Origin of the sequence: Anaerostipes sp. PC18 (genome assembly GCF_039789045.1) — a bacterium.
Classification (GTDB): domain Bacteria; phylum Bacillota; class Clostridia; order Lachnospirales; family Lachnospiraceae; genus Anaerostipes; species Anaerostipes hominis.
The window spans coordinates 2399846-2422387 of sequence record NZ_CP121164.1; the positions used below are offsets into that span (position 1 = coordinate 2399846).

Annotated in this window: 23 protein-coding genes and 2 pseudogenes; 5 read left to right on the forward strand and 20 right to left on the reverse strand. The window is 43.4% G+C overall.

Annotated features, from left to right (window positions below; translation table 11 throughout):
* Positions 1–6 precede the first annotated feature (6 nt).
* The 6 genes from P8F77_RS13090 to P8F77_RS13115 all read right to left on the reverse strand — a co-directional run bounded on the left by P8F77_RS13090 (position 7) and on the right by P8F77_RS13115 (position 4852).
* Positions 7–1155 carry a C40 family peptidase gene (locus P8F77_RS13090; RefSeq protein WP_024726868.1) on the reverse strand — a complete coding sequence of 383 codons (1149 nt, stop codon included), beginning with the start codon at positions 1153–1155 and terminating at the stop codon, positions 7–9.
* 270 nt (positions 1156–1425) lie between these two features.
* Positions 1426–1782: a 50S ribosomal protein L20 gene (gene rplT, locus P8F77_RS13095; RefSeq protein ID WP_287520491.1), complete on the reverse strand. Its 357-nt coding sequence runs from the start codon at positions 1780–1782 to the stop codon at positions 1426–1428.
* A 30-nt stretch (positions 1783–1812) separates the two neighbouring features.
* A complete protein-coding gene (gene rpmI / locus P8F77_RS13100; RefSeq protein ID WP_006569064.1) occupies positions 1813–2010 on the reverse strand; it encodes a 50S ribosomal protein L35 in 198 nt (65 codons plus the stop codon).
* 39 nt (positions 2011–2049) lie between these two features.
* Entirely contained in the window at positions 2050–2544 is a 495-nt protein-coding gene (infC, locus tag P8F77_RS13105) for a translation initiation factor IF-3 (RefSeq protein ID WP_006569065.1), read from the reverse strand.
* A gap of 216 nt (positions 2545–2760) precedes the next feature.
* On the reverse strand, positions 2761–4356 hold the full coding sequence (locus P8F77_RS13110; RefSeq protein WP_287520487.1) for a peptide chain release factor 3: 1596 nt from the start codon (positions 4354–4356) through the stop codon (positions 2761–2763).
* A 130-nt stretch (positions 4357–4486) separates the two neighbouring features.
* Positions 4487–4852, reverse strand: a complete 366-nt coding sequence (locus P8F77_RS13115) for a GNAT family N-acetyltransferase (protein WP_330625732.1) — start codon at positions 4850–4852, stop codon at positions 4487–4489.
* 173 nt (positions 4853–5025) lie between these two features.
* Between P8F77_RS13115 and P8F77_RS13120 the strand changes: the two genes are divergently transcribed.
* Complete coding sequence (locus P8F77_RS13120; RefSeq protein ID WP_289707462.1) at positions 5026–5358, forward strand: transposase; 333 nt, start codon at positions 5026–5028, stop codon at positions 5356–5358.
* On the forward strand, positions 5355–6263 hold the full coding sequence (locus tag P8F77_RS13125; RefSeq protein WP_289707463.1) for an IS3 family transposase: 909 nt from the start codon (positions 5355–5357) through the stop codon (positions 6261–6263). The genes P8F77_RS13120 and P8F77_RS13125 overlap by 4 nt, the downstream gene beginning before the upstream one ends.
* A gap of 45 nt (positions 6264–6308) precedes the next feature.
* Here P8F77_RS13125 and P8F77_RS13130 read toward each other — a convergent pair whose 3' ends face one another.
* The 11 genes and pseudogenes from P8F77_RS13130 to P8F77_RS13180 all read right to left on the reverse strand — a co-directional run bounded on the left by P8F77_RS13130 (position 6309) and on the right by P8F77_RS13180 (position 17398).
* Positions 6309–7037 (reverse strand): tyrosine-type recombinase/integrase, encoded by a 729-nt coding sequence (locus P8F77_RS13130; protein WP_287517342.1) that lies wholly within the window; start codon positions 7035–7037, stop codon positions 6309–6311.
* Positions 7034–7990: a tyrosine-type recombinase/integrase gene (locus P8F77_RS13135; protein ID WP_024728891.1), complete on the reverse strand. Its 957-nt coding sequence runs from the start codon at positions 7988–7990 to the stop codon at positions 7034–7036. The genes P8F77_RS13130 and P8F77_RS13135 overlap by 4 nt, the downstream gene beginning before the upstream one ends.
* Positions 7980–9224 carry a tyrosine-type recombinase/integrase gene (locus P8F77_RS13140; protein ID WP_148459440.1) on the reverse strand — a complete coding sequence of 415 codons (1245 nt, stop codon included), beginning with the start codon at positions 9222–9224 and terminating at the stop codon, positions 7980–7982. The genes P8F77_RS13135 and P8F77_RS13140 overlap by 11 nt, the downstream gene beginning before the upstream one ends.
* Positions 9225–9354: 130 nt before the next feature.
* Positions 9355–9868 (reverse strand): annotated as a pseudogene (locus P8F77_RS13145) (transposase); the annotation flags it as partial.
* A 56-nt stretch (positions 9869–9924) separates the two neighbouring features.
* Entirely contained in the window at positions 9925–10140 is a 216-nt protein-coding gene (locus P8F77_RS13150) for an SHOCT domain-containing protein (RefSeq protein ID WP_287517336.1), read from the reverse strand.
* Positions 10141–10346: 206 nt separating this feature from the next.
* Positions 10347–11474 (reverse strand): annotated as a pseudogene (locus P8F77_RS13155) (acyltransferase).
* Positions 11475–12090: 616 nt separating this feature from the next.
* Positions 12091–13668: a glycine betaine ABC transporter substrate-binding protein gene (locus P8F77_RS13160; RefSeq protein WP_287517333.1), complete on the reverse strand. Its 1578-nt coding sequence runs from the start codon at positions 13666–13668 to the stop codon at positions 12091–12093.
* Between the two features lie 3 nt (positions 13669–13671).
* Positions 13672–14853, reverse strand: a complete 1182-nt coding sequence (locus tag P8F77_RS13165) for an ABC transporter ATP-binding protein (protein WP_287517332.1) — start codon at positions 14851–14853, stop codon at positions 13672–13674.
* Between the two features lie 207 nt (positions 14854–15060).
* Positions 15061–15957, reverse strand: coding sequence for a radical SAM protein (locus P8F77_RS13170; protein WP_024726864.1), 897 nt, complete (start codon positions 15955–15957; stop codon positions 15061–15063).
* Positions 15958–15966: 9 nt separating this feature from the next.
* Complete coding sequence (locus tag P8F77_RS13175; RefSeq protein ID WP_024726863.1) at positions 15967–16428, reverse strand: GyrI-like domain-containing protein; 462 nt, start codon at positions 16426–16428, stop codon at positions 15967–15969.
* A 64-nt stretch (positions 16429–16492) separates the two neighbouring features.
* Positions 16493–17398, reverse strand: coding sequence for a YafY family protein (locus P8F77_RS13180; protein WP_024726862.1), 906 nt, complete (start codon positions 17396–17398; stop codon positions 16493–16495).
* Positions 17399–17487: 89 nt separating this feature from the next.
* On the opposite strand from P8F77_RS13180, the gene P8F77_RS13185 reads away from it, so the two are divergent.
* Genes P8F77_RS13185 through P8F77_RS13195 form a run of 3 tightly spaced genes read left to right on the forward strand, consistent with a single transcriptional unit; the run spans position 17488 to position 19518 of the window.
* Positions 17488–18369, forward strand: a complete 882-nt coding sequence (locus P8F77_RS13185; RefSeq protein ID WP_024726861.1) for an aldose 1-epimerase family protein — start codon at positions 17488–17490, stop codon at positions 18367–18369.
* 14 nt (positions 18370–18383) lie between these two features.
* A complete protein-coding gene (locus P8F77_RS13190; RefSeq protein ID WP_024726860.1) occupies positions 18384–19016 on the forward strand; it encodes an HAD family hydrolase in 633 nt (210 codons plus the stop codon).
* A 16-nt stretch (positions 19017–19032) separates the two neighbouring features.
* The gene (locus P8F77_RS13195; protein WP_270430288.1) at positions 19033–19518 is read left to right on the forward strand and encodes a prolyl-tRNA synthetase associated domain-containing protein; all 486 of its coding nucleotides are present in this window, start codon (positions 19033–19035) and stop codon (positions 19516–19518) included.
* 123 nt (positions 19519–19641) lie between these two features.
* Here P8F77_RS13195 and pfkB read toward each other — a convergent pair whose 3' ends face one another.
* From pfkB to gatY, 3 genes are read right to left on the reverse strand one after another with little or no spacing between them, the layout of a single operon-like run.
* A complete protein-coding gene (gene pfkB / locus P8F77_RS13200) occupies positions 19642–20577 on the reverse strand; it encodes a 1-phosphofructokinase (RefSeq protein WP_024726858.1) in 936 nt (311 codons plus the stop codon).
* Between the two features lie 3 nt (positions 20578–20580).
* The gene (locus P8F77_RS13205; RefSeq protein ID WP_287517359.1) at positions 20581–21630 is read right to left on the reverse strand and encodes a galactitol-1-phosphate 5-dehydrogenase; all 1050 of its coding nucleotides are present in this window, start codon (positions 21628–21630) and stop codon (positions 20581–20583) included.
* 9 nt (positions 21631–21639) lie between these two features.
* Positions 21640–22488: a tagatose-bisphosphate aldolase subunit GatY gene (gatY, locus tag P8F77_RS13210; protein ID WP_287517327.1), complete on the reverse strand. Its 849-nt coding sequence runs from the start codon at positions 22486–22488 to the stop codon at positions 21640–21642.
* Positions 22489–22542 lie beyond the last annotated feature (54 nt).

Here is a 22542-nt window from a genome sequence, read left to right on the forward strand (position 1 = left end):
CTTTTGTTACTGGATGATCCTTCTTGCACATACAGGAGTCCGGTAGAATGCATTTGAGACCTTGATTCCTCCTTTTGGATAAGGAGCTGAATTACTTGCATGCACAACCTGTCCACCGCCGATATAAAGGGCTACGTGGTTGATGCTTCCGCCGCTTCCGTAAAAGATAAGATCTCCTGCACGGAGATTACTTGTGGAAACTGCGACACCTTCAGAGGCCTGTGAACTGGACGTTCTGCTGATGCTGTATCCGAACTTGGCCAGGACCTGCTGTGTAAATCCGGAACAGTCGATTCCGTTCGAGAGGCTGTTTCCGCCGTAGCGGTACGGGTTCCCTACAAACTGCAGTGCGTAGTTCGCCACTCTTTTTCCTGTAGATGTTCCTGAAACGCTTGCAGATGCCGGAATCGATTCCCTGCTCTGGCTGCTTCCGGTGCTCTGCGTGTCTGCGGAACTGCTTCCTGATGACTGGACTGAGTTCTGAACAGTCTGCTGTTCCCGGGCTTCCCGGGCTTTTCTTTCTGCTTCCAGCTTTGCCTGGCGCTCTGCCTCGATCTGCTTCATAGATTTTGCTTTTTTAAATTTATATTTTACATCCACATAATCTTTTGAAACATATCCGGTTTCACCATCGACTTTTACCTTTGCCCAGTCACTGTTATGTTTTTTCACCTTATAAGTTTCATCCTGAGAGACTAATGTCACTACATCAGCGTTTTTAGAAGCTTTTTCCCTGACCCTGAGAGTCTCTGTGGTGACTTTTGCAACCTTCTTAATATTTTTCTCTGCAAACGCCTGTATATCGTCTTCAAAGACAAGATAGTCATTTTTCGCATAACCGATCACATCCCCAGATTTCACTTTAGTCCATTCTGTACCTTTTTTTACAATGGTCCCGAGTGCTCCTCTTTTCATCTTTCCTAAAATCTTGGAATCTGTATTCGGCTTCTTTCTTATGTTCAAAGTAGAGGAGCTCTTTACTTTCGCAACTACTTTATCGGCATACTTGCTCTGCTCCTGGTTGTTTTCTTTTTTCTGGTCCTCCGCTGCCGGCTTCGCTGTTTCTTTTGGTGCCGCATTTACAGGAGCCGATGTCAATATCATACCTGCCATGGCCACTACTGCGGCGGACAGTTTCATCTTCTTGATAATCATGTTTCCTCCTCAAATTCTAAATGTTACAATTTTGTTAAGATCGTTGTTACAGGTGTTATTATAACACGCCCAGCCTCCATGTCAATACTTTTTAAATAATTTCGTAATAGTTTCGTAATAAATACGCATATTCTGTAACATTATAGAGAAACATGTCAAACGGAGGTATTTAATGTAAAAAACACCCTTCCTGCGGGATACAGTATAAAAACTGTATCCCGCAGAAAGGGCATCTGAAAGCCGCAAGGGCCGTAAAATCAAATGATATGTTTACGCTAATTTTCCTTTTGCAACGTCTACCAGTGCTGTAAACGCTTTCGGATTGCTGATTGCCATCTCAGAAAGCATCTTTCTGTTGATGTCAACTTCCGCTAACTTTAATCCGTGCATGAATTTACTGTAAGATAAACCGTTCATTCTTGCAGCTGCATTGATACGTGCGATCCATAACTGTCTGAACTGGCGTTTTCTCTGTTTTCTTCCTGCGTAAGAAGATGTGAGAGCTCTCATAACAGACTGTTTTGCAACTCTATACTGTTTTGATCTGGCACCTCTGTAACCCTTTGCCAGCTTTAATACTTTATTATGTTTCTTTCTCGCGTTCATTCCGCCTTTGATTCTTGCCATTTCTTATAGTACCTCCTTCAATATTCTATCTTATAAATACGGTAAAATCTTCTTCATTACTTTTGCGTTTGTAGAATCTGTCACTGCAGATTTTCTAAGATTTCTCTTTCTCTTAGGAGATTTTTTTGTTAAGATATGGCTCTTATATGCCTTATTTCTTTTTAATTTTCCTGTTCCTGTCTTTTTAAATCTTTTTGCTGCTGCTCTACATGTCTTTACTTTTGGCATGATAATTTCCTCCTTGTACTTTCTTCTTTCTTCCTGGCACTAGTTCTTAGGTGCTAAAAACATAATCATACTTCTGCCTTCAAATTTAGGACGTTTATCAACGGTCGCTACGTCATCTAAAGCTTTTGCAAACTCATCAAGGATTCCCTTGCTGGAATTTACATGGGCAAGCTCTCTTCCTCTGAAACGAAGCGTTACTTTAACGCGGGCACCCTTAGACAAAAACTTTCTGGCATGGCTGATCTTTGTATTCAGATCATTCGTATCGATGTTCGGAGACATCCGAACCTCTTTCACCTCAACAGTCTTCTGCTTCTTCTTCGCTTCCTTCTCCTTGCGGGCCAGTTCATACTTATACTTTCCGTAATTGATAATCTTGCACACAGGCGGTTTCGCTTTCGGAGAAATCTTCACCAAATCCAGTTCAGCCTCATCAGCTTTTTTCTGAGCTTCCCTTGCGGACATAATCCCTAACTGTGATCCATCTTCTCCGATCAGCCGCACTTCTTTGTCTCTGATTTGTCCATTGATCATTAAATCGCTAATAACGTTACACCTCCATAAAAAATAAGTGGATAGTCAGACTATCCACTTTACATTCAAGCATGATTATAGAATCAATTTCTTAAATATTAACCCAAGTCACTCCGGTGCTAAGGTGAGAGTGGATACTCTTCTTTCTTGTTCCTGTTGTTTCTCACAACTCTTAATATCATACAATCAAAATCTGATCCTGTCAACTGTTTTTGTCTACTCTTTGCTGAATTCCACCAGTTCCAGTCCTTCGTTGCGGTCCAGAACAAATTGGATGCCCCATTCGTTTTTAAATAAAAGAAGGGGATTTCCTCTCATATCCCGGACTTTCTTTACCTCTGCAACGCCTTTTAATTTATTCATGTCTGTCTTGACGTCCTTAATCCAGCGGATCGCCTGGTACGGAAGCGGCTCCAGACGGATCTCGCAGTTGTATTCATTCTCCAGACGGTATTTTAACACATCAAACTGCAGGGTTCCGACGACTCCCACTATGATTTCGGCAAAACCGGCCTGGTGTTCCTGGAATATCTGAATGGCACCTTCCTGGGCGATCTGCTCCACACCTTTTACAAACTGCTTTCTCTTCATAGAGTCCAGCTGAATGACCCTGGCAAAATGCTCCGGCGCAAACGTAGGGATTCCCTCATACTCAAAGTCGTCTTTCGGCATGCAGACCGTATCTCCAATAGAAAAGATCCCCGGATCAAATACCCCGATGATATCTCCGGCATAGGCCTCCTCTACAATTTTCCTCTCCTGTGCCATGATCTGCTGCGGCTGGGAAAGGCGCATCTTCTTTTTGCTCTGTACATGTTTTACTTCCATATTGGCTTCAAATTTACCGGAGCAGATCCTCATAAAAGCGATCCTGTCCCTGTGGTTTTTATTCATGTTTGCCTGAATCTTGAAAACAAAAGCGGAAAAATCATGTTCCGCAGGAGCGATCTCTGTCCCTTTTGATACTCTCGGAAGCGGCGCTGTGGTCATTTGAAGGAAATGCTCCAGAAACGGCTGCACACCAAAGTTCGTCAGCGCAGATCCAAAAAATACCGGGGACAGCTCACCCTTATGGACCTTTTCCATATCGAGAGGCTGGGATGCACCGTCCAGGAGTTCAATCTCTTCCATAAGATTTTCATAGAAGTCCTCTCCTATCATCTGCTCAGCCTGTCCGTTATCAATGGAAACGATGGTCTCTTTCGCCTCCTTGGAACCGCCTGTGGATACTGATTCAAATCCCAGGATTTCTCTGCTGTTTCTCTCATAAACTCCCTTAAACTCTTTTCCGCATCCAATCGGCCAGTTGACCGGACAGGTGTCAATCCCGAGCACTTTTTCAATATTATCCAGGAGTTCAAATGTATCTTTTGCCTCCCGGTCCATTTTATTAATAAAAGTAAAAATAGGAATGTGCCTCATGACACAGACTTTAAACAATTTGATCGTCTGTGCCTCCACACCTTTGGACGCGTCAATGACCATCACCGCACAGTCCGCAGCCATCAGAGTCCGGTAGGTATCCTCAGAAAAGTCCTCATGTCCCGGCGTGTCCAGGATATTGATGCAGTAGTCGTTGTACTCAAACTGCAGAACAGATGAGGTAACTGAAATTCCCCTCTCCTTCTCGATTTCCATCCAGTCAGACACCGCATGTTTTGCATTTGCTTTTCCTTTTACGGAACCTGCTGTGTTGATGGCTCCTCCATATAACAGAAATTTCTCTGTCAGGGTGGTCTTTCCGGCATCCGGATGCGAAATGATCGCAAAGGTCCTTCTTCTGCCAATTTCCTTTTCAATACTGTTTGCCATAGTTCTTCCTCTTTCTTTATCTCACATGCCCCTGTGGGTATTCTTGGTTATGATAGCATAACAAAAGATGGATTTCCACTAAAAATAGAGTTTCATTTGAGAAACTCTATGCTAAGAATTGATATATATTTTAACAACGCCACCACACAGTATCACTTCTGTCATATTCTGTGAAGCCGGTTTTTTGCAAAATCTTCTGTGATGAAAGTCCATCTATCTCGGTTTCCGCAATGATATGACCGACTTCCTCCTGCCCCAATGCCCAGTCACAGAATGCCTGGACCGTTTCGGTCATATAACCGTTATGTTCAAAGCTGCTTCCGAGACCGTATCCTATTTCAACCTCGCCTTCTATATTTGGAATATCTTTAAAATCAATGGATCCAACGACACAGCGGTCCAATTTTCTCATAACAAACCAAAATGTATGCCATAGATAATTCGCAGGATCTCTTTTTGCTTTTTCTGCCTGCGCACAGACAATCTCACGGAACATCCCCTCCATTGGTTCAGCTTGATAGGAACAATTGAGTTCCTTTTCAAGTTTGTCTATATCACAAGTCCATAGATCAAGCTGCTCTGGCGTAAGAGTGGTGTGGTATAAAAAAAGTTGACAGTTTATTCTCAAGGATTTCATAATAAAACCAAGAGAATAAGGAGGTATTCAAAGTGGCACGTAAATATGACCATGAATACAAAGTACAGGCAGTAAAACTTGCCAAAGAAATCGGAGGCGTCAAAGCGGCTAAAGAACTGGGAATCCCTGAAGGAACCATCCATACATGGCTGAAAGCCGTAAGAGCTGGCAAGTTGGATATTGGGGAAGGTTCCCATACCCCTGCCAGCGCAATGAGCCTGTCAGAAGAGATTACCATGCTGCGTAAGAGGGTTAAGGAGCAGGATAAAGAAATCCGTCGCCTAAAGGAAGAAAACGAATTTTTGGAGGAGGCCAGCGCTTTTTTCGCCGCCAGCCGTCGGAAGTCAGTAAAAACCAGAGAATGATCTTTTTGGCTTTGAAAACAGAGGACGGCAGGATTACCGGGAAAATTTCATTTTATTGCCGAATGCTTGGTATCAGCCGGCAAGGCTTCTATAAATATCTTGAAACCAAAGATCGTCCCTGGAAGTACCAAGACCTGGCGGATGCCATGAAAGAAATCGCCAGCGAGGATGAATGTAACGATACTTACGGACGGATTCGGATGTATCAGGCACTGTGCCTGAAGCGGCCGGAGGGAGTGTCGATTCCCAGTGAGCGGACCGTATACCGGGTCATGGACCAAATTGGCCTGAGCCATCGCCCCAAGCGAAGACCGAACGGGATCACAAAGGCAGACCGGGAGGCTATGAAATCAGATGATCTGCTGAAACGGGATTTCCATTCAGATGCCCCATTAGAAAAATGTATTACAGATATCACGGAAATCCCGGCGTCCAATGGGAAACTGTATGTATCTGTGATTTTCGACTGCTTTGATCTTAGCGTCCTTGGTCTGGCAATGGAAACAAACATGAAAGCAGATCTGTGTGTCCATACACTGGAAAACGCCCTGACTGCTTATCCTGCACTGGAAGGCGCTATCATCCACAGTGACCGTGGAACACAGTACACCAGTGAGGTCTACCGTCAGGCCATTCGGAAGTATCACATCCATCAAAGCATGAACAGTGCCGGAGGACGCTGCCATGATAATGCCCGTTGCGAGAGCATGTGGGCCAGAATGAAGACAGAACTTCTCTACGACCGCTATGAAACAAAGCAGATGACTGTAGAGGAATTAAAGGTACTCATTTGGAGATACTTCCTCAGCTACTGGAATAACCGGAGGATATGCTCTGCCAATGGCGGGCTTCCACCTATGATAAAACGCAGGCAGTATTATGAGGATTTGGAACTGGCCGCATAGTCAGTGATATGCTTGAGAAAAATGTGTCAACTAATATTGACAATATCAAAGGCTATGGATCCGCCCGTGCGTGACAGCATAAAAGAGAGGCGCTGAGGGATCTGAGATATCTCCATGGAACTCATAGAGGTATTTACGCAGATGTTCTACTGTTTTTCCCATTAAGGGTACGCTACGGTATTTTTCTCCCTTTCCAAGTATCCGAACATAAGGGATTTCCGCATCAAGGTGAATATTTTCTACGTTCAGATCTATTAATTCTCCCACCCGCATTGCCGCGTCATATCCTAGAATGAGCAGCATTCGGTTCCTGCGTTCGGAACGTTTTTCCTTTCCAGGCGCCTCAAGGATTCCACTTAGCTGGTCATCTTCGAAATATTCAATCTCTCTGCCGGGAACATTCAGGCTGCGTATGGTCTTACTTGCCGCAAAGAGATAAGTGATATCCATACACTCTTCTGCCGCAAAAGATAACAAGGATCTTACTGCCGTCATCCGCAGATTGCAGGTTTTAGGACTCCACTTTTTTTCCTGTCCCATCCATACAAGAAAATCTTTCAGGTTCTCTTTTTTCAGATCACAAAAACATATTTTTTCACGTTGGATTCCTTTCACATCTTCCAGATAATCAATACAGATATTTAGCGAAATGCGGTAAGCTGTAACTGTATTTGTACTCTTTTTTCTTATTTTGGGCAACTCATGATTCAGAAAACATGCGGCTGTCTCCCAGAAGAAAACACTATCATGGTCTTTTGCTCTATTTCGTTTCAAATATCCCACACCTCCGGTATCAGTTTTTCCGAATGACCGGATTTTGCAATGACCGAACCATAAATATCTGGTATCAGGTGAAAGTAGTAAAGTGTATTTTTTATGTCAGAGTGCCCCATATAGCGCATAAGATAAGGAAGCATGGCATTTACATCCTTTCCCTCCCGAAGCCAGCGGTTCATATTCGCATAAACAAAATGATGCCGAAAATCATACGCGCGGATGCTGATACCGGAATTCTTTTTTTCTGGAAAAGCAGAGTACCAGAAACGCAGAAAGTTCTTTTCTAACATGGACGCGCCATATGGGGCATCATACCGGTTTGGAAAAAACGTCTTACGGTTCGGAAACAGCTGCCCTATCCGAAGATCATAAGTATTGAGATAATCCCTGAGTTCTCCGGAAATATAAACTCTACGGCTCTTTGAGCCTTTCGATTGAAGGACATCAAGATATCCTTCACCCAAATGTACGTTTTCCCGAGCAAGAATGCGGGCCTCTTTACACCGGAGGCCACAGCAGTATAGTAACCGGAACATTGCGGGAAGTACTATGTGGCGGCCTTTATAATGCGGATTATCCATAACCTTGTCACATTCACTAAAAAATGCCGTGATCTCTTCTTCTGTAAAAAAGTATGGCTGGACTGGTGTTGGAAGATGGATTCTTCCAGATGGGATAAGATATGCCTCTGAATATCCGCGTGCTATGAGATACCTGCTGAATTCACGTAAAAACGCGGCAGCATTGTAAAGACTTCCCGGGGCATTTTCATACTTTCCAAGGAATATTTCAGCACTTTCCTTAGTCGGTACTATCACTGCTGTTTCCATTTCTAAAACAGATAAAGCATATTTCTTCAGATAATAAACCCCACTTTGGTATGCATATCCATTCTGCTTTTTATAAGAAATAAACTGATCAATTAAAGTCTGGAGGGAATCATTCTGCATTAGGATCTCCTCCTTTCCGAATAGCAGGAAGCGGAAGTGTGCAGGCAGCAAGGCTGGATGCGTCTGTTGAAAGATACACAGAGACAATGTTTGGATCCTTGTGTCCGAGTACGGCGGAAATATCAGACATGGGAACACCGGCTCGGAGCATGCAGGACGCTGCGTTATGCCGTGTCATTCTGCTTCCGCTCACTCGTCCTTTCTTTTGTATTCCGGCCATGTTCTCCATTTTTTGTAAGATTGGCCATACAGCTCCGGCTTCCAGCTTTTTGAATGGTGCAAAACTTCTCAGGAATACATGTGTATCTTCAATTTTGGGACGTTCCTCCATTATGTAATCCACAATCGCATTTCCATACGAAGCTTTCAGCGGTACAGTAAGCATCCTTTTTGTTTTGTCCTGCTCAATGTAAATGGCATCCTTCTCCCAGTCAATGTTCTTCAATTCCAGTGAACAGACATCCGTTCCGCGCAGCCCTGTTTCCAACAAAAGCCGGCAGATAGCGGTATCTCTCCTGGTCATAATTCCAGACGAAAGCAGTTTCTCTATAGCGTCAAGTTCCTCACTGCTGTAAACTTCTATAATCTTTGTCTCCCGTGGAAGATGCACTGGTATCTCCATAGAAAATCTTTCTGTAGATTCATTCGCAGATAGGAATTCACGAAACCCGGAGAGTACGCTTCCAATTGTTGTTGGCCGAAATCTTCCATCATTATAAAGCGACAGGATAAATCTGGTCACATCATTTGCTTTTACATCAGACAGAGATGTATATCCGTTTTCCTGACAAAAAATCAGGAAATATGTGACAATACGTTTATATCCATACATGGTATTCGGACGGAGTTCTCTATCTTCCATCTGTCTGATAAATCGTTCCAGATCCATACGGAAAACATTTATAGTGATTGCGCCGGATAGGCTTTCTGGTTTTTGTCTTCCCCAATCAATAGAGCCGTCTTGCTCAAGTGACTTTAGTAGTCTGATACAACGTAGCCGGTGTGTCCGCTCCTTTTTCCCCCACTTTTCACTGCATCCCACTGGACTATCTAAAAAGGATTCAATGAGTTTTTCGGAGAGATACTCTTCTCCAATGTCTTCTGATATAGACTTGAGGCTCGAAAAACTGGAACGATAATGGGAAGATATCTTCTCGCCATACTTTCTTTTCTTCATTTGCCCCATTACTTCCACAACCAGATCATCTAGTTTTCTTTTGTTATCCTTCATCATCAGGAACCTCCTTTTCTTCCCATGATGAAGTATATCTTTACGGCTGTCAAAACTATGCCGACATTTTTTCAAAAGTATCTGTATGCAGTGGGATTCCTGGAAATGTCGGTATAGTTTTTTTGTCGGTATAAGTTGTATACATGATTTTTCGTACTACACTTCCATAGTCGTATAGTTGATCTACATGGGCAAAATATCTCTCTCATACATCGACCGCTCCCAGATACCCACTCCATGTCTGTTTTAACTTCTCAAACTCCGCCCTTGCCACTTTCACGCTGGGGGCACCATTAACCTTCTTTAATTGACCCATAAATCCCTTATAGTTTTTGCTCGGTACGTATTTTACCGAATTCCGGATCAGATGCACCATACATCGCTGTACTACCACATCTTTGAAAATCGCTTTTGCCTCACTTTCCAGGCCACTGACTCCATCATGGACGAAAAGAAGATATCTTCTACGTCCTCTCTTTGATTTCATTAAAGATCTGCATCTAGCTGTGTTTGCTATCGGTCTGATTCAACCATAAGCCAAGAATATCTTTCTTCCCATAGATGTCTTGGATCATCGCAACAATGTCGCGTTGGCTCATTCCTTTGGAATACATGGAAAGAACATTGTCTTCGATACCGGAGACATTGGTGGTCCCTTCTCCCTCAGTTCCCGGATGGAATTGAGTGTAGCCACTCAAAATTTTTAGCAAAACTCCTCACCAAAAATGGAAATACTTCTGTGTTTCCATTTTTGCCATTTTATTTGAAAAAAATATAATCCTAAAAGTTGCTTCTTTTTTGCATTGAACTCCTCTTGTGTAATGATTCCATTATCAAGCAACTCTTTTAGCTTATATATGTCACCGTTGTTGTTTAGAAGATGTTTTATGAGATTGATTTGATTTAGCTGATAAAGCATCCAACACTCTGTGTATCAGCACATCTTAAACCGTAGATACCATATTTTCGATTAGTGAGAAGTGCTTAACTCCCCATTTCTCGTTCTGTTCTTGTCCAAATCCATGAGTTCTAAAATAACGATAAAGGACTATCAAGCTAATTTCTTAGTCTGGTAGCCCTCTGATTTTCTTTAAATTCTAGTGCGCTTTATTTTTCAAAAGCTTACTATGCAGTTTCAATTTTCTCTTTTGTAAGAGTACTATATATATATGACAACAATATAGAAACAACATATTGAACAAATATCAGTGTTAAGTTAATGTATTCAGGAAAATTCCAATTCATATAATTTCTTACAAAAATATAATATTGAGTAATAACATAATGAATTAAGAACGCATATGCGCTAATATTACCAATAAAAATACAAATTTGATTAGTAAACAGTTTTGTTATTACTCCTTTACACTGATAAAACAAATACACCCAAATAGTTGCAATAATTATCCATATGGTAGTCCAATTTTGAAACACATTTAATACGAAGTTATGAATTTGTGCTCTTGCAAATACAAAAGCCAAAACAGTGGTACCAATAGCAAAAATCTCAACTATGCTTGCTTTAAATAAGCCATCCTTATTATCAGATGCCTTTTTACTAGTAAGTAAATATCCTAAATTGCATCCTATAATGAAATCACCCAATCTAAATATTGGAAAGCAGTATGTGAACCAATTATATACCGATTCACTAAACATCTTTACCAATAAAGCCACACAAATCTGAGCTATTATAATAGAAAAGCTCATTATGACGATAGCCTTTTTATTGCTTACCTTCTTAATATACTTAACGATATATGGAAAGCAAAAATATAAGAATAACATTACCGACAAATACCATGCCACACCATTTAGTGATGTACTAGCCTTTAATGACGGGAATCATGTTTGTATTAATAGTGTATTGCTTATTGTTTCTGCAGATAAAATACAAATTGACTTTATAGTCATCCCTTCTGAAGTTAACTTTATGATAATATATAAAAGTATTGCAAAAATCATCGTTATTATATGTAATGGATATACTTTACGTATTTTACTAATTGAATACTTTAAACTATCAATGGGTGAATCACTGAAACTATCGTTAAAATGATTTGTTAACATCAAAAATCCAGAAAGGACAAAAAAAATCGATACGCCTAATGCTGGCCAACTTACTTTATACTGTACATGTGATAAAAATATACCCGTAAACGCTAATGCTCGCAACGCTTGTAAGGAATGAATTTTACTATTACTACTCATATTATACCTCCATTTACTTATGCTCACTTTATAATATACCATTTGGTGGTGTAATTCAATCTATATAACATACTATCACGAGCATTAGTCTAAAAGTATACACTAACTGATACTAGTATTATTATTCCACAATTCTACTAATATGTTATAAACATGTGATGTGTCATTCGCAGGTCCTTCCATTATTTTAACATCCAAGGAATTATTGAATGCCAAAAAATAGTTTTTTCCGTTGATGTTCCGTGATACATGCAATTAATTGTACCTCCTTCAACAAAATTATTCTTGATTTTAATCACAGACTTCGAATTGCTATATGGATTATTATGATATGATACAGATTTAAAGTGGAGAGGGGCACCAGTTAAGGATGAACAGAAGCATTCAGGCGGAAGGATCCTTTGGTTAGTTAAAACAGGATATGGGATTTTGAAGATACTTAAGTCGTAGAAGACAGCGAGACATTTGTTTACATTCAAAAAAGCCGATAACTTTAGAGCTAGTAAAAAAAGAAACGATCAGACCCAAGGGGGCAAGTACGCCCCAAAAAAATGGAAGTTCTAACATAAGAGAAATCTTAGAAAAACAAATGGAAAAGGACTGACGCTTTTACAACTTTTCAATCGTAAAAACGACAGCCCCGTTTTGCCTTTAATTCTTATTCTTTTATCAGTCCCTGTTTTACCAGATAGTCGTGTGCAACTTCTCTCGGCTCTTTTCCCAATTCATCTACTTCGTAATTCATTTCCATCATAGCGTCATTGGTCAGCTGGGCACTCAAGTCGTTGATGACTTTTTTCAGCTCAGGATATTGATTAAGTGTATCCTCTCTGATCACCGGCACCGCATAGTACGGAGGGAAATATTTTTTGTCATCTTCCAATACCTTCAGTTTAAACTTCTTTAAGAGGCCGTCTGTCGCAAACGCATCTACAACATCCACTTTCTTATTTTCCAGTGCCGTATATCTCGGAGAACCGTCGATTCCGGTCTCACCCTTAAACTTAAAACCGTAAGTTTCACATAATCCCGGAAGACCGTCCGCACGGTTTAAGAATTCCAGCGTGGAACCGATGCTCAGCTGGGATCCACTTTTCCTCAGATCACTGATCTTATTGAGATTATACTTCTTGGCCGTCTCTTTGCTCACGGCCAATGTATAAGTATTGTTAAACTTAGTCTGGTTAAGGACTTCAAAATCATTTTCCTCTTTAAAGTATTTCTTCAAAGCCTGATAGACTTTATCCATATCGTTGGTGGATTCCTGTTTCATAATGTTCATATATGCAGTTCCTGTGTATTCCACATACATATCGATCTCGCCTTTATCCTGGGCTTCATAGCAGACCTCACTGCCTCCGAGATTTTCTCTCCGGTCCACCTTGATATCTGTCTTGTCCTCGATCACATCGGCATAGAGATTACAGAGAACCAGCTGTTCCGTAAAGTCCTTGCTTCCGATGGCTATCCTCTTGTCATCTCCCTTGAAGCTTGAGATGATGGAGTTGCCCATGATCACAACGATCAGAACTCCTACCAGTGCCAGCACACCTTTCTGGCGGCGTCTCTTTCTTTTTAATTGTTCTTTTGAACCTTCATATCCCTGCTGCAGACTGATCGGCGTCACAAGCTTTTCAATCAGCCCCGCCAGATAGTCTACCAGAAGAGCTAAGATACATGACGGGATAGCACCTGCCAGGATCTGTGCGTTGTTGACTGTACGGATTCCTGAAAATACCAGATATCCAAGTCCTCCGGCACCGATAAAGGCAGCCATAGTCATAAGTCCCACTGCCGTTACCGCAGAGATACGGACACCTGCCATGATGATCGGCAGAGCCAGCGGTATTTTTACCTTAAACAGCACCTGTGCTTTTGTTAATCCGATTCCCTTGGCTGCTTCCACCATTTCCGGACTGATACTGTTAATACCGGTAAATGTGTTCTTAATGATCGGCAGCAGTGAATAAATGATAACCATCACCACGGCGGGAAGGGTTCCGATTCCTAGAAGCGGAATGGACAGTCCTAAAAGTGCCATACTTGGGATCGCCTGTACTACATTTGCCACTCCGAGAACCGGCTTGTTTAAATTCTTTACATAGCTGATCAATATTCCTAGAGGCACACCGACGAGAATGGAGCATCCCACCGCAATGGCGGTGAGTTCGATATGTTCTGTCACAAGAGAAAAAATCTGCTGTTTATTTTGTATCATATACTGAATAAATTCCATCGGTTACACCTCCTCCTCTGTCATTTCTGCATGGGAACCTTCTGACGGTTCTCCCTCTGTTTCTTCTTCATCCTCTGTCAAATACTGCTGGCTCAGCGTAGAGATCAGATTACTGTTTGTAATCAGACCCAGCACCTTTTCATTTTCGTCTACCACAGGGATGTTTCCTACGTCATACTCATCAATCAGCTTTAAAAGCTGGAGAATGTTGTCGTCCGGGCTTGCGGTCAGGACATCTGTCTTCATCATAGTATCCGCTGCAGCCAGCGGATTCTTAGCCCGGTAGAGGGCTTTCCTGTTGACCATACCCTGAAGTTTCCTGTTTTGATCCACTACAAGCAGTGTATCTACATGGCGTTCTTTCATCCTTTTCACACACCGGCTTCTGGACAGGTCCCCGGAACAGGTGACTGGATTCTCGATCATGATATCTTCCACCTTTATGTATTCCGGTGATCCCCAGATACGGTTCTTTCCTACGAAGTTTTCTACAAACTCATTGGCCGGATTTTTAAGAATCTCTTCCGGTGTATCATATTGGAGAATGTGTCCGTCTTTCATAATACATATCTTATCTGCGATCTTGATGGCCTCGTCCATATCGTGTGTGACAAATACGATGGTCGTGTCCACCTTCTCATGGAGAGCGATCAGTTCATCCTGGAGGCTGACTCTTGTCATAGGGTCCAGCGCTGAAAACGGCTCATCCATCAAAATAATCTTCGGGTTATTGGCCAGCGCCCTGGCAACACCTACTCGCTGCTGCTGTCCGCCGCTTAAATCATTGGGATAGCGGTCGAGAAATTCCTCTCCTTCGAGGCCGACCATATCCATGAGATAATCTGTATTTTTCCTGATCTCTTCATCATTCTTTTTTTCCAATCTCTGGATCAGTTCGATGTTCTCTCTGACAGTCATATGAGGAAACAGCCCGGCCTGCTGTATAACATATCCGATACTGCGCCGCATCTCGACTTTGTTCATATCTTCAATGTCTTTTCCGTCGATAAAAATCTTGCCTTTCGTCGGACGGATCAGCCGGTTGATCATCTTCAGCGTTGTGGTTTTTCCGCAGCCGCTGGAACCGATAATCGCCACCAGTTCCCCATCTTCAATCGTCAGAGAGATATCCGACAGGACTTTATTATCTTTAAAACTCTTAGTTACATGTTGAAACTCTATCATTCAATTCACTCCTTTTGTATAAACAGTCAAAAGGATCTGTATCTCTCCAGATCCTTTTATTCTGTTTCCTATAAAACAAATTTAATTTGTTCTATATATAGAATTGTCAGCACTGTATCTTCCAGTTTACCATATTTGAAAACTTTTTTCCACTCAGGCACAAGGGGCACTGTACAGCCGCTGTACAATGCCCCTTGTTATATTTTCTTAAAACAGGTCAAACAGACTCATCTGCCTGGCTTCATACGGACGCCTGTATGCCCTAATGATATGACGCATATTAAACAGAATACCCGCATCATTGCAGGCGGCCGCAAACCGGCTCCACAGCTGTTTTACATGCGGACTGGTACACTGGTATCGGTCTCCATACCTCTTCTTATATTTTTCCCTCAAATTTTCATCCGGAAACAGTCTGTCCAGTTTCTCAAAATACCATTCTCTCTGATTCTGTCTCAATGTCACTCCGAAGGCAGGATAGATGAAATCTGCTCCACATTCTTTCGCTGCCTTAACAATACCAAGAATATTTTCTTCTGTATCCTCGATCCACGGAAGCACCGGCATCATTAAGATCCCTGCAAAAATCCCCGCGTCTTTGAGTTTCGCAAGAGCCTCAAACCGTTCAGATGACAGGGATACCCCCGGCTCTATTTTTCTGCAGAGAGTGTCGTCACAGGTCGTAATCGTCAGCTTGCAGATTACAGGGGAATGTTCCTTTATCTCTTCCAGAATGTCGATGTCTCTTGTAATCATGGCACTTTTCGTTGCAATGGCACTGCCAAAGCCGAAAGCGTTGATCAGTTCCTGGGCATGCCTGGTCAGCATCAGTTCTTTTTCAAAAGGATTGTACGGATCACTCATGGCGCCGGTTGCCACAACTCCCTTTTTTGTTTTCCTTCTCAGATCATCCCGGATAATTTCCATGGCATGTTCTTTCGCTTTCACCTGATCAAAATTCTTAATATGATAACAGTCACTCCGGCTGTCACAATAAATACAACCGTGGCAGCAGCCACGGTATATATTCATATTATAATCTCCGCCGAACCAGGAGTCCCCCGGTCCTCTGGTTATGATATGCTTTGCTTTCACATAATCCATTTTTGTGTATCACTCCTTCAGTGCAATATACATATGAATTTCTGAGTCTTCCAGCGTGCCTCCCGGCTGGTATTCTTCAAAATCCCCTGTAAAGCTGCGGTTTAAATCCATCTTCCACAGCTTGATCCAAAACTCGGTCACAGCTTTCTGCATATGGCCCCGGACAATAAACTTTGCATATTTTCCTTCTGGGATCACAATGAAAGTAAGTCCTTCCTGGTCCTGTTCGGTGCTGCTTACCTCGCATCCCACTGTGATCTGATATTCCTGCATACTCTCATCATTATAATCAGAATACAGGCCGATACTCTTTTCATTTACTTTGTTTGCAATGTTACAAAAGATCCCTTCTTTAAAAAAACGCCCCCACAGAGATCCTATCACCATCCCGGCATCCGGTGCATCATTGGATGTCCTCGCACTGATCCCTGCAACAATCTTTTCTTCTAATTCTACCACTTCATAATTCATAATTCTGCCTCCATTGTTTTTTCTTTATTGTACAACAGAGAACCTGACAGCTGTCTGTCAGGTTTTAAATATTTTCTTCATACCGGCCTGCCATGCGCCGGAGACGGCATTTCATTTCGCTGCGGACTTCTTTTGGCCCGAGCACCTCAAGCCCCGGCCCGAAGGATAAAAGCCATCCATACAGCCATTCTTCCCCGGAACATGGGAACGTGATATAAAAAAATCCCTCCTGCTCCCGAATCCAGTCCGGATCGAATTCATCATAGACACGGAATCCAAGACTTTTTTCTACCTTGACGGATACTTCCATATCATTCTTTTCTTCCAGGAGCGGCATTGTTTTCATATCCCGGATGTCTTTTCTCAAAAAGCGTTCTTCTGTTTTTTCCAGATTTTTAAGTCTCTTGAGTTTAAAGATCCTTATCTCCCTGCTCTTTTTGCAGAATGCAGCGAGATACCAGTCCATGCCGCGGAAATACAGCTGCATGGGCTCTGCCTCCCTTCTGGAATGTTCCCCCTTCGCATTATAGTAATCAAATATGACCACTTCCCTGTTAAGGATCGCTTCTTTCAGTTTTTCAAACAGTTCCTTTTCTCCCCCTGGGTTCCAGCGTGAAAAGTCTACGTAGACCCAGTTCTCATCGTCCTTCTGGAACAGGCTGGACAATCTGGATAGAAGCTTTTCAGCATTCATGTGATTCGTGACTGCCATACATTGGAGTGAGAGAAGTATCTGATTTTGTTCCTCCTCCGTGAGGACAGACTTGTCCATGACAAAGTCTTCCAACAGGCCAATGCCCCCTCCTTTTCCCTGAGTACAGTATACCGGTATGCCCGCACTGCTCAGCGCATCGATATCCCGGTATATCGTTCTCACCGAAACCTCAAACCTCTCGGCGAGCTCCGGCGCTGTCACTTTCTTTTTCTCCAGCAAAATATAAATGATCTCAAATAAACGGCTGCTTGTCATAATGTTTCTCCTTTGCACCATTATATCATATAAGGTATAATATTCTGAAAAGAAACTTGTTTATTTTTGTTCAGCAAAAGGAGCGTAATATGAGTTCATATCAATTAAAAAACGGTGTTCTTACAGTTTCTGTTGACACATCCGGGGCAGGCCTTACTTCTATTAAAGATAAAGCAGGCTTAGAGTACTTATGGCAGGGCAATCCTGATTTCTGGAGCGGACAGGCTCCAATCCTGTTTCCAATCTGCGGAAGTTTAAGGAACGGGGAGGCGAAAATCGGAGACGGTAAATCCTGTTCTATGGGCAGGCATGGAATAGCCAGAAGATGTGAATTTACCCTCCGTCACCTGGATAGCGACAGCATTTCTCTGTTTCTGCACGCTGACGCAGAGACCATGAAATCTTTCCCCTATGACTTTGAACTTGAAATGACTTACCGTGTCAAAGACCGCAGTGTGATTGTCGAACACACCGTGAAGAATTGTGGCTCTGAAGTGATGCCATATTTTGTTGGAGGACATCCCGCGTTTAACTGTCCACTGAATGAAGGAGAAGCTTTTGAGGATTATATCATAGAATTTGAAAAGCCGGAGACGGCCGGATGTCCGGTTTTGACAGAGGACGGCCTGATCAATGTAAACAACAGAAAGGCTTTGCTTGATCATGCGTCTTCATTCGGCGTAAAGCACGAACTTTTTTATGACGACGCCCTGATCTTTGACAGTCTGGAATCCAGATCGGCTTCTTTGCTGCATAAAGAAACGCAAAAAGGAATCCGCGTCGATTTTAAAGACTTTGATTATCTCGGCATCTGGTCCAGCGCCAATGACGGACCGTTTGTGGCAATTGAACCCTGGTCAGGCACTTCTACCTGTTCCAATGAGGACGGCATTTTTGAACACAAACGCGGAGTCCGCATACTGGGCCCGGGGCAGTCAGAGACACTTGCCTATACGATTTCTGTTTTATAAAGTGAGGAAGATATATGAATAGCTTATCACTTGGTTATAAGATGATCTGTTTTGATTTGGACGGTACTCTGCTGGACACCAAATATTCCATTCTCGCAGGCTTCAGAGATCTGTACGAAGAGACATGGAAAGAATTCAGGCCGCTTAATGAGCTTGAATTTGTTCTCGGCGGCGACAGCCTGGCCCTGCTGGACTCTATGGGCTTTCCTGAGGGAAGTATTAACGGGTGGTTAAAATATATTGACTGCTATGCACATACGATCCATCCGTTTGACGGAATTTTGGACACTTTATCTGCCCTGAGGCAAAAAGGGCTTATCCTGGGCGTTGCTACAAATAAACTCCGAATCGAATATGAAGAAACGATGGAGCGCCATGGGCTGAAACATTTCATGGAGCACTCCATCTGCCTGGACGAGGCAGCACATGCCAAACCGGACCCTGAACCTCTGTTATATCTGGCAGAACAGTCTGAAATACCGATAAGCCAAATGCTGTTTATCGGGGATACCAGCTATGACATAGACTGTGCCAGAGCCGCCGGATGTGATTTTGCCCTTGCAGGATGGGGAGCCTCCGAAGCACTGAAAAAAGAAAATGCCGTTGTGCTGGAAAAACCCGACGAACTTCTGTCACTGATCGAATAGAAAGAAGGACTTGAACATGAAACAAAAGGTATTAGATACGCTTGACCGCCTCCACATCCCATATGAGTACGAAAATCACCCTGCTGCCTATACGATGGAGGAGATCGAGGCTTTGCATCTGACCAGACCCAATGAATCCATTGCAAAAAATCTCTTTTTAAGAGACGGCAGCGGCAAGCGGCATTTTCTCGTTCTTGTTGCCGGAGACAAACTGGTGGATCTGAAAACGCTCCGGCAGACCATCGGTTCATCCAGATTAAGTTTCGCATCGGAGGAACGGCTCATGAAACATTTGAAGGTAACCAAAGGTTCTGTCTCTCCCATGGGAATCTTAAACGATGAACATCTGGCTGTGGAAGTTTTTATAGACGAAGAACTCAAAGACAGCTCCTGCATCGGAGTTCATCCAAACGATAACACTGCCACGGTGTGGATCAGCTGTGCCGATTTGGAACAGGTCATCCGCCACCATGGGAATTCCGTTGCATATATCCCTGTCTGAACAAAATGGCAAGCCCGCTTCATCTCCTGGGCCCTCACTCTTTGAGGGGCTTTACAATGTCTTTCCTAAGAAATAATAAAAAGCAAGACACTTCATGCTGCATAGTGTCTTGCTTTTCTGCTGTTAATAAGTAATCTCTTCAACTTCTACCTTTGAAAAAATTTCTTCCATATCTTTGATGCGGAATCTTCCTGTCCCCGGATTCATCGCATTGGCAGCAGACACTGCCACTGCATAAGCCAGTGTTTCTTTGTCTGTTTTTCCCTGGCAGAACGCCGCTGCAAAGGCTCCTACCATGGAATCCCCGCATCCTACAGGATTCACCGCGTCTAATTCAGGAGGCTTTCCGTGATAGATTTTTTCATCACAAATCATTAAAGCTCCTTCTGCCCCAAGGGATATGACTACATATGGGATTCCCTGACTTCCAAGCTTTTTCCCTGCCGAGATCAGTTCTTCCCGGTTTTTAATCTCCACTCCAAGCAGGTCTTCCAGTTCTTCTTGATTGGGTTTTATCATCGTAGGTTTCGCTTTCAGTCCATCTCTTAAATACTCTCCGCTGGTATCTAAGATAACCTCTTTTCCCTGCCTCTTCACTATTTCGATCATCTTCCGGTAACAATCCGTCCTAAGTCCCTTTGGAGCGCTGCCTGAGATAGTAACCACATGACTCTCTCTTACCATCTCTTCAAAATCCTTTAAGAACCGATTCCACTCCTCTTCCTCTACCGGCGCACCCGGTTCCAGAAATTCTGTGGATGTACCGTCCCCGGCCAATATATTAATGCAGCTTCTGGACTCGCTTTTTACTTTTGTAAATCTGCTTTGAATTCCGTCTTCGCAAAGCATTGCTTTGACATAATCGCCGTTGAATCCTCCGGCAAAACCAGCTGCTAAAACATCTTCTCCGCACAGATCTGCAATCCTTGCCACATTGAGCCCTTTTCCTCCTGCGGTGTTCCTGCATTCCTCCACCCTGGAGACGGCGCCGGGACACACAGCTCCTTTTATTTTGTATGCTTTATCCACTGATACATTCAGTGTCACTGTTAAAATCATAAATCATCCCTCACTGTCAATCAAAATCTTGCCTTTTACTGTACCTTTTTCTTTGTAAAGTTCAAAAGCATCCGCTATTTCAGATAAAGGAATTTTCTTGAATATCAGTGAATCATCAAATTTCAGCTGCCCGGTCTTAAAATAATGGGCTGTAAGCTCCCATTCTTTCCCCGGAAACGGGGCGCTGTAGGACATCCAGGACCCGGTCAGAGTAAATTCTTTCCGGTTCATATTTTCCCATTCTTCCACACTAAAGGATAATTCTTTAGTCGGTGTTCCGATAAAGCAGACTCCCGCTTTATTGGCTGCCAATCGGAATGCATATTTCATGGTCGTGGTAACCCCTGCGGTCTCATACACATAGCCGAATCCTTTACCCCCGGTAAGCGCCATAGCCTGCTCCATGAAGTCTTTATCCAGAGTATTGATACCCTCGTCGATGCCCAGTTTCTCTGCAAGCTTAAGTCTCTCGTCACTGATGTCAAAAACCGTAACTTTTTTTGCACCGAAAATCTTTGCCCACTGGGCCGTGAACAGCCCGATGGTACCGCCGCCCAGGATCGCCACATTTTCTCCTCCCCGGTAGCCGGTCCTTAAAAGTCCATGGAGAGCCACTGTGGCAGGCTCGAAGAAAGCCCCCTGCTCAAAAGATACGGAATCTTCAAATTTTACTGCATTTTTCTCCGGCACTGCCACATACTCGGCAAAACTGCCGAATTCCCTGGACCCGATAAAACTGTAATGCCTGCAAAGGGAATAATTTCCCTTCTGACAGTCCTCACATTTCATGCAGGGCACCAGAGGCACCCCGGCTACCCGGTCTCCGGATTTCAGGGCTTGAACTCCTTCCCCGGTCTGCTCCACAACACCGGAAAACTCGTGTCCCAGCACATTCGGGAAGAAATGACACGCATCCCCGTTGACTCTCGGCACATCAGAGCCACAGATTCCTGTATATTTGACTTTGATCAGCACCTGCCCTTTTTCCGGAACCGGGGTCTTGATTTCCTCGAACCGGATGTCATTTTTTGCATGGACCACTCCTGCTTTCATACCACTCACCTAAGCCTTTCCTTCACTCTTTACGACCTTTATTTTTGATTTGACATATTCCTTTACCATTTCTTTTCCCGCGGCATTATATTTTTTGGGATCGATCGTATTTGGTTTTTCTTTGAGCACACTGGTAACCCCGCTTGTAAATGCGATCCTTAAATCTGTAGCGTAGTTTACCTTGCAGATCCCCCGGCTGACACATTCCGTCACCGTCTCGTCCGGCACACCGCTTGTTCCATGGAGCACCAGTGGTACAGAAACCACTTTCCGGATTTCTGACAGGCGCAGAAGATCCAGCTTCGGTTCCCCTTTATAAACGCCATGGGCTGTGCCGATGGCCACGGCCAGAGAAGTAATTCCCGTTTTGTCTGCGAATTCCAACGCCTCTGAAGGTTCCGTGTATCCTCCGGCCCCTCCGTCCAAATCGTCTTCCTTTCCGCCGACTTTTCCAAGCTCCGCTTCCACCGGAACTCCGGACGGGGCACATGCATCGGCTACGGATTTGGTGAGCCGGATGTTCTCCTCAAAGGATTCATGGGACCCGTCGATCATAATGGATGTATAGCCAACCCTCAATGCCTGCATGGCCAGTTCAAAACTGTTTCCGTGATCCAGATGCATGGCGATGGGCACGCTGGCACGCTCTGCCGCCGTCCGTACATTTGCCAGAAAATAATCCAGTCCCGCATAGTTTACCGTGGACGGCGTAGTCTGCATGATGACCGGGGAATGAAGTTCCTCGGCTGCCTCCATGACCGCCATGACCATTTCCATGTTTTCTACATTAAAAGCACCCACTGCATACCCGTTTTTCTGGGCATCGAGGAGCATTTGTGTTGTTGTCATTAATGGCATCTTTTTCCTCCTGATATTCTGTTATCAGTCCGGGCGTGCAAAAGCCCGCCCGGT

What these genes read in the sequence shown, in the direction of transcription:
- P8F77_RS13090 (WP_024726868.1), bottom strand. Translation starts at nt 1,155, where the DNA reads ATGATTATCAAGAAGATGAAACTGTCCGCCGCAGTAGTGGCCATGGCA.
- rplT (WP_287520491.1), bottom strand. Translation starts at nt 1,782, where the DNA reads ATGGCAAGAATCAAAGGCGGAATGAACGCGAGAAAGAAACATAATAAA.
- rpmI (WP_006569064.1), bottom strand. Translation starts at nt 2,010, where the DNA reads ATGCCAAAAGTAAAGACATGTAGAGCAGCAGCAAAAAGATTTAAAAAG.
- infC (WP_006569065.1), bottom strand. Translation starts at nt 2,544, where the DNA reads ATGATCAATGGACAAATCAGAGACAAAGAAGTGCGGCTGATCGGAGAA.
- P8F77_RS13110 (WP_287520487.1), bottom strand. Translation starts at nt 4,356, where the DNA reads ATGGCAAACAGTATTGAAAAGGAAATTGGCAGAAGAAGGACCTTTGCG.
- P8F77_RS13115 (WP_330625732.1), bottom strand. Translation starts at nt 4,852, where the DNA reads ATGTTCCGTGAGATTGTCTGTGCGCAGGCAGAAAAAGCAAAAAGAGAT.
- P8F77_RS13125 (WP_289707463.1), top strand. Translation starts at nt 5,355, where the DNA reads ATGATCTTTTTGGCTTTGAAAACAGAGGACGGCAGGATTACCGGGAAA.
- P8F77_RS13135 (WP_024728891.1), bottom strand. Translation starts at nt 7,990, where the DNA reads ATGCAGAATGATTCCCTCCAGACTTTAATTGATCAGTTTATTTCTTAT.
- P8F77_RS13140 (WP_148459440.1), bottom strand. Translation starts at nt 9,224, where the DNA reads ATGATGAAGGATAACAAAAGAAAACTAGATGATCTGGTTGTGGAAGTA.
- P8F77_RS13150 (WP_287517336.1), bottom strand. Translation starts at nt 10,140, where the DNA reads ATGCTTTATCAGCTAAATCAAATCAATCTCATAAAACATCTTCTAAAC.
- P8F77_RS13160 (WP_287517333.1), bottom strand. Translation starts at nt 13,668, where the DNA reads ATGGAATTTATTCAGTATATGATACAAAATAAACAGCAGATTTTTTCT.
- P8F77_RS13165 (WP_287517332.1), bottom strand. Translation starts at nt 14,853, where the DNA reads ATGATAGAGTTTCAACATGTAACTAAGAGTTTTAAAGATAATAAAGTC.
- P8F77_RS13170 (WP_024726864.1), bottom strand. Translation starts at nt 15,957, where the DNA reads ATGGATTATGTGAAAGCAAAGCATATCATAACCAGAGGACCGGGGGAC.
- P8F77_RS13175 (WP_024726863.1), bottom strand. Translation starts at nt 16,428, where the DNA reads ATGAATTATGAAGTGGTAGAATTAGAAGAAAAGATTGTTGCAGGGATC.
- P8F77_RS13180 (WP_024726862.1), bottom strand. Translation starts at nt 17,398, where the DNA reads ATGACAAGCAGCCGTTTATTTGAGATCATTTATATTTTGCTGGAGAAA.
- P8F77_RS13185 (WP_024726861.1), top strand. Translation starts at nt 17,488, where the DNA reads ATGAGTTCATATCAATTAAAAAACGGTGTTCTTACAGTTTCTGTTGAC.
- P8F77_RS13190 (WP_024726860.1), top strand. Translation starts at nt 18,384, where the DNA reads ATGAATAGCTTATCACTTGGTTATAAGATGATCTGTTTTGATTTGGAC.
- P8F77_RS13195 (WP_270430288.1), top strand. Translation starts at nt 19,033, where the DNA reads ATGAAACAAAAGGTATTAGATACGCTTGACCGCCTCCACATCCCATAT.
- pfkB (WP_024726858.1), bottom strand. Translation starts at nt 20,577, where the DNA reads ATGATTTTAACAGTGACACTGAATGTATCAGTGGATAAAGCATACAAA.
- P8F77_RS13205 (WP_287517359.1), bottom strand. Translation starts at nt 21,630, where the DNA reads ATGAAAGCAGGAGTGGTCCATGCAAAAAATGACATCCGGTTCGAGGAA.
- gatY (WP_287517327.1), bottom strand. Translation starts at nt 22,488, where the DNA reads ATGCCATTAATGACAACAACACAAATGCTCCTCGATGCCCAGAAAAAC.